The organism is Mycobacterium sp. (genome assembly GCF_036273375.1).
Taxonomy (GTDB): domain Bacteria; phylum Actinomycetota; class Actinomycetes; order Mycobacteriales; family Mycobacteriaceae; genus Mycobacterium.
This window is the reverse complement of the sequence record NZ_DASUHS010000108.1, coordinates 1-5,026: the sequence shown is the minus strand read 5'-3', so window position 1 is coordinate 5,026 and position 5,026 is coordinate 1. Positions and strand designations below refer to the sequence as shown.

7 protein-coding genes are annotated in these 5,026 nt (G+C 61.5%); all 7 read right to left on the bottom strand.

All coding sequences use genetic code 11. The annotated features are described in order from the left end of the window. Positions 1-46 precede the first annotated feature (46 nt). Positions 47-775, bottom strand: a complete 729-nt coding sequence (gene phtC / locus VFW69_RS10785) for a 3,4-dihydroxyphthalate decarboxylase (protein WP_526500988.1) — start codon at positions 773-775, stop codon at positions 47-49. After that, positions 772-2,025, bottom strand: coding sequence for an NAD(P)/FAD-dependent oxidoreductase (locus tag VFW69_RS10780; protein WP_526500986.1), 1,254 nt, complete (start codon positions 2,023-2,025; stop codon positions 772-774). Before VFW69_RS10780 ends, phtC begins: the two co-directional genes overlap by 4 nt. Then, positions 2,022-2,216: a ferredoxin gene (locus VFW69_RS10775; protein WP_526500984.1), complete on the bottom strand. Its 195-nt coding sequence runs from the start codon at positions 2,214-2,216 to the stop codon at positions 2,022-2,024. The genes VFW69_RS10780 and VFW69_RS10775 overlap by 4 nt, the downstream gene beginning before the upstream one ends. Positions 2,217-2,268: 52 nt before the next feature. Then, positions 2,269-3,078, bottom strand: coding sequence for a 3-(cis-5,6-dihydroxycyclohexa-1,3-dien-1-yl)propanoate dehydrogenase (hcaB, locus tag VFW69_RS10770; RefSeq protein WP_526500982.1), 810 nt, complete (start codon positions 3,076-3,078; stop codon positions 2,269-2,271). Beyond that, positions 3,075-3,317 (bottom strand): dihydrodiol dehydrogenase, encoded by a 243-nt coding sequence (locus VFW69_RS10765; protein ID WP_526500992.1) that lies wholly within the window; start codon positions 3,315-3,317, stop codon positions 3,075-3,077. Before VFW69_RS10765 ends, hcaB begins: the two co-directional genes overlap by 4 nt. 68 nt (positions 3,318-3,385) lie before the next feature. Then, a complete protein-coding gene (locus VFW69_RS10760) occupies positions 3,386-3,937 on the bottom strand; it encodes an aromatic-ring-hydroxylating dioxygenase subunit beta (RefSeq protein WP_526500990.1) in 552 nt (183 codons plus the stop codon). Between the two features lie 71 nt (positions 3,938-4,008). Next, positions 4,009-5,026 (bottom strand): RHO alpha subunit C-terminal catalytic domain-containing protein (locus VFW69_RS10755; protein ID WP_526500980.1); only part of this gene is annotated, 1,018 nt, incomplete at its 5' end.

Below are 5,026 nucleotides of genomic sequence, written 5' to 3'. Positions count from 1 at the left end.
ACACAGCAGCGCGGATCGGTGATCAGCTCGGATAGTATTGAAGCGGCTAACAGACCGCAGCGCGTGCGACCTCGAACCTCCAAGCGGCAGCGGTGATGAAATTTGGCCCCAAATCGGGGAGATCGTCCCAGTCGTCCTCATCAAGGTCGCAAAGCGAACCGCCGGCGGCGACGACCTTCAGCGACATGCGCGCGAGCTCGTCGAGTCGGATGGCCTGCAGCACCGCCTCTTGGACCGACGCCGCTGCACTGGTAATTCCGTGCCCGCGACAGATCACAATGGGCTGGCCTCTCATTGCGGCGACCATTTCCTTTCCCAATTCAGGACTGCGGATCAACACGGCACGTTCGTAGACGGGCACACCGCGGCGTGCGAGCCAGGCGCCCGGGATGTCATAGGCACCGTATATCGGTCGGATTTTGATACCTGCCAGATCTGCTGCGACGACTGCTGGAGGATGCAAATGCGCAATCGCCAGATGGTCAGGGTTTGCGCGCATCGCCTCCACGTGGATGGGCAGTTCGTTGGGAACTCGATAGCCATCGAGTTCGTCGGGGGCACCAGCGCTTCCGTCGAATCGGATAAGCCGGATGTCGGAGCCGCGGGTGAACGCGACACCAGTGTCGGAGTCGCTTCGGCAGCGAATCAGGAGATGATCCTCGTCGATGCGCAGACTAATGTGGCCGAGAATGCCGTCGACCAGTTTGCGGGCGGCTGCGACCCGGCAAGCCTGGGCGACCAAGTCACGCTTCTCATCCAGACTCGGAGATGTCACGGTCCGACACCTTCTTTGGTTCGATGCTGCGCCGCCGTCGCCAAACGTTCAAGGCGCTGCTTGAATTCGGGATATGGCGTGTCGTTGTCGAGGGCTCGGCGGCCTTCGACGAGGGCACGAGGCCAGTTGACCACGACCAACCCGCTTAACGTCTGGTCGTCGGAGCTATATAGGGCGGCGAACTGCCCGGTTGTGGTGTCTTCGACGATCTCTAACCCACGCAATTCGGTGATGCCCGGTATGCCCACCACCTGAATCTTCCAATCGTACTGATCACTCCATACGTACTCGACGGCAGCGTGGGCGGTGAGATCCTCGGGATAGGTAATGTTGTGCGCAACCACTGCGGATTGTTCGATAGCGTTGGTCCAGTGTTCCATACGGGTTAGCTGTTTCCGGCGTGGATTCTGCCACCTGGCGACGTCGCCGACGGCGTAGATGTTGGGTGCACCGACCGCGCGCAGATGCTTGTCGCAAACCACGCCGTTATCGATTTGCACGCCAGAGGATGCCAGCCACTGGTCGTTGGGAATCGCTCCGATGCCGAGGACAATATAGTCGCTGTCCAGTCTTCGTCCATCGGTCAGGCGCAATTGGAAGTTGCCGCGCCGGCCGCGAAGCTCTTGCACCTCGACACCGAAAACCGTTTCGACGCCGTGTCGTTGGTGGAGTCGGAGAAACCGTTCGCCGATCTCGTGGCCAAGCACCCGTTCCATTGGCACACGATTGGGTTCGACGATGGATACCGCTAGGTCCATGCGGCGGGCGGTCGCCGCCGTCTCTGCGCCGATAAAGCCGCCACCAACAACTAGAAGGCGTCCACCGTGCTCCAGGTCCTGACGAAGCCGGTGCGAGTCCTCCAGGGTACGAACCACGTGGACTCCGTCCGGCTTCCCCCACGGCGATGGGCGCGCCCGGGCACCGGTGGACACAACCAAATGTTGGTAGGAGATTCGGCCGCCGTCATCGAGTTCGACTTGTTGGTCAGCAACGTGAAGTCGTGTGGCCGCGTTGCCCAAACTCAACTCAATCCCGAGTTCCTCGGATTGAGCGCGGGTCAGCAGCGAGATGTCGTTGGACGACTGGGTGCCGGCTAGAATGCTTTTGGACAGGGGCGGCTTGTCGTAGGGCAGGATAGGTTCGTCGCCGACCAGGACGATCCGTCCGCTGTAGCCGGCCATTCGCAGTGCCCGCGCCGTGTGCACGCCACCGACGGATGCACCGACGATTACTGTTGATTCGGTCCTCACTCTTCCACTCGCAGTGCAGAGACCGGGCAGCTGCGCGCGGCCTCTTCCACCCGGGCGCGCTCGGATTCGGGAACATCCGTGTTGAGCAGCACAACCACGCCGTCATCGCTGATGTCAAAGTAGTCGCCAGCAGCCATGACACAATTGGTGTAGCCCTGGCATGCTCCCAAATCAGCTGTGACCCTTGCCATGTTCGTTTCCCCTTCCTCTCTCGGCGATTGAGCAGTAGTACCTCGGCTGTCCTTAGTTCGGCCGCGCCATCTTCGGTGCCGCGATACCGAATCCGCCGTCGGAATGGGTGGTTCCTGCAGTGATGCCCCTCGACCGGTCCGATGCGAAAAACACGAAGCTCCACGCGTGATCCGCGCCGGACAGCGCGACGTTCAGTGGTGTGCGCGCGGCGAGATCGCGGACCCTGTTGGGCGTATCATCGAGCCGTGTTGCGTTGAACCCCAAACTTTTTAGGCCACGCAAGTCGGTGTTGACTGTGCCGCCGGGCGCGACACCATTGACCCTGATCTCCGGGGCGAGGTCATGCGCCAGTGCCGCCACCAGACCGCGGACGGCAAACTTCGACGCCACGTATAGAACCCCACCGCGACCCGGATAAAACGACGACGCGGACTCTGCGAGAACAATCGACGAGCCCCGTTGCGAGCGAAGCGCCGGAACCGCCGCCTTCACCGAGTGCAGATGACTCAAAACATTGACACGGAACATTTCGTCGAATGCGGCATTGAGGCGATCGGCATCAATGTCGTTGATTCCCTGATAGAAATCAAAGATGCCAACGCAATTGACCAGGGTGTCCAGCCCACCGAACACCTCGACGGCCAGCGCGACCGCGCGCTCATTTGCCTCCCGCGTTGTTGCGTCGCCTTCGATCACCGGAATATCGGGATGTTCTTTACGGAGCGACTCGCACTTGGCTGGATCCTTCTCCAACACCGCCGCCTGCGCCCCTTCCGCGCGGAACGCGTCCACGACCGCGCGCCCAATACCAGAGCCGGCACCGACGATCAGTGCTCTTTTGCCATGCAGCCAGCTGGTCATGACGGTTCGGCCTCATCGGGAACCAGCGGCGCGTAGATGTTTCCAACCATCGCAGCCAGCGTGCGGGTGTTCTGCCATGCCAGCGCCTCGACCTCGAGGGCATCCAGGGTGATCCACCGGCCCGACCTGGGCGAGGAGATCAACAGGCGTGTCCCATTGCGGGTCTCGGCTCGTTGGACGATGACCTCGGTGAATTCGTTTGCGACGGTTATGGCTTCGCCAACGGCTTGGGCGAGCAGGTTGGGGGGTTCGGCCGCCGCCCGCCGTGCGGTTTGCGGGTGTTCGCGCTCGCCGTCCAATTCGGCTGTCACAGGAACACCGCCAGGTTCTGCACTCGCAGTACTGACTCGTCGACCGAGATGATCCGCCGCGCTAGCTTCCAACGCTGGGTCTCTCGCCGCAAAAGATCTTCGCGGCCGCACGAGATCAGTGCTGCGTCGGTCACATCGCCTCGACTCCGGAAGAGCAGTTCGGCGGACTCGACGATCAAATGGTCGTCGTCTTCGGATGCGAAGGTACGTACGTTGGTGACGTAGTGCCGCAGTCGAGACGGCGGATCCTCGGTCCAGGCGTGTTCGGTCAGGAAACGCGCAACTCGTCGACTCAGCGAGTATTTGTTCTCGTCGAAATGCGCCATGCCGGGGGAGGTGTCGAAGCCCGCGCCCAGCGCGGTAGTCACCTTGACCGGCATGACGTAGTGAATGTCGGAAGTCAGTGTGTCGAGCCAGGTTTCGTAGTCTTGGGCGTCGAGCAGGTACGCCTCCTCGACGAGGAAATGGTGGGCCATCAGGTGGCGTTCGTCTGCGAACGCGAGAGGCTTGCCCACGCGTTGCTGCCGCGGTGCGCCAGCGCCCAGCACGGCCTGTTCGGAGTAGCTACCGCCGGCGCCGGCGCGGCTGTAACCTGCGGGCTGGCCAGGTTTGGTGCTGGTCATGCTGGGGCGCCTTCTGATCGATGGTGCCAACCGGACCCAATATGGTCGTCTGTACCAGTGGATCGAACGCTGTTGGTAGGGGAGGTCCCGACCGCAGTCGGATCCGCCTTGAGCGGCGGCATCTCGAGATAGTCGGCCCACAGCTTGAGCAATTCACGCTGGTTGTTCTCGTTATAACCAACGCGCGCGGCTCCTGGCCCATGGAATCGGTCGGCGGACAGGACATCGACGACCGGGCTGTCATCGTCGAGCAAGCCCATCCTGCTGTTGAGCAGGAGTCGGCGGGCCATCGATCCGCCGGCAGTGTTGGTCAGCGACACCCAGTTTTCGACGTCGTCTTGTTCGAACATTCCCGTCGAGCCGAAGCACATCAGGTACGCCCTGTAGGAATTCTTCTTGTATTCCTCGGGTGCCGACGAATCCACCGCGAACCACGAATACACCTCGGTCTCGTTCTCGCTGATCGGCTGCCATGTCCGGATGGAAATGAATGGCAGCACGTCCTCGCCTTCTTCGACCTTGGGCCAATTGTGTACGAAGCTAAGGTTCGGAAAGCAGGAGGCCGCCGAGATCATGAAGCCGTCGTCGCCGACGAGCCGTTGCTGCTGTGGCGACCAAACCTGCTTGATCTGTTCGATCATCGCGGGCGGGTAGCCAACGTAGCGCATACGGTCTTCGAAGCCGCCCGGGGGAAGCTTGTAAGTGGTGCCGCCTCCCTTGTGCGCCCAATAGGTGGCACCATCCTTGCGTTTTGCGGCCTTCGGCTCGCGGAACAAGCCAATCTCCACGACCGACCTATGCGTCTGTGGCGTGTGGTACATGTCGCCGGCAAAATTCTCCGCGCCGATCTTCCAATTCGCGTTGATTCGCCAGCGCTGAGGTCCGCGAACCTCGAGCCCATGGGAGCTCTGCTTCGTGTAGAAGTCGAGGTAGTACGCGAAGTCGCCCAGGAATTGTTCCAGCGGCTCGGCGGCCGGGTCCATATTGATGAAGATCATCCCGTTGTAGCTAGCC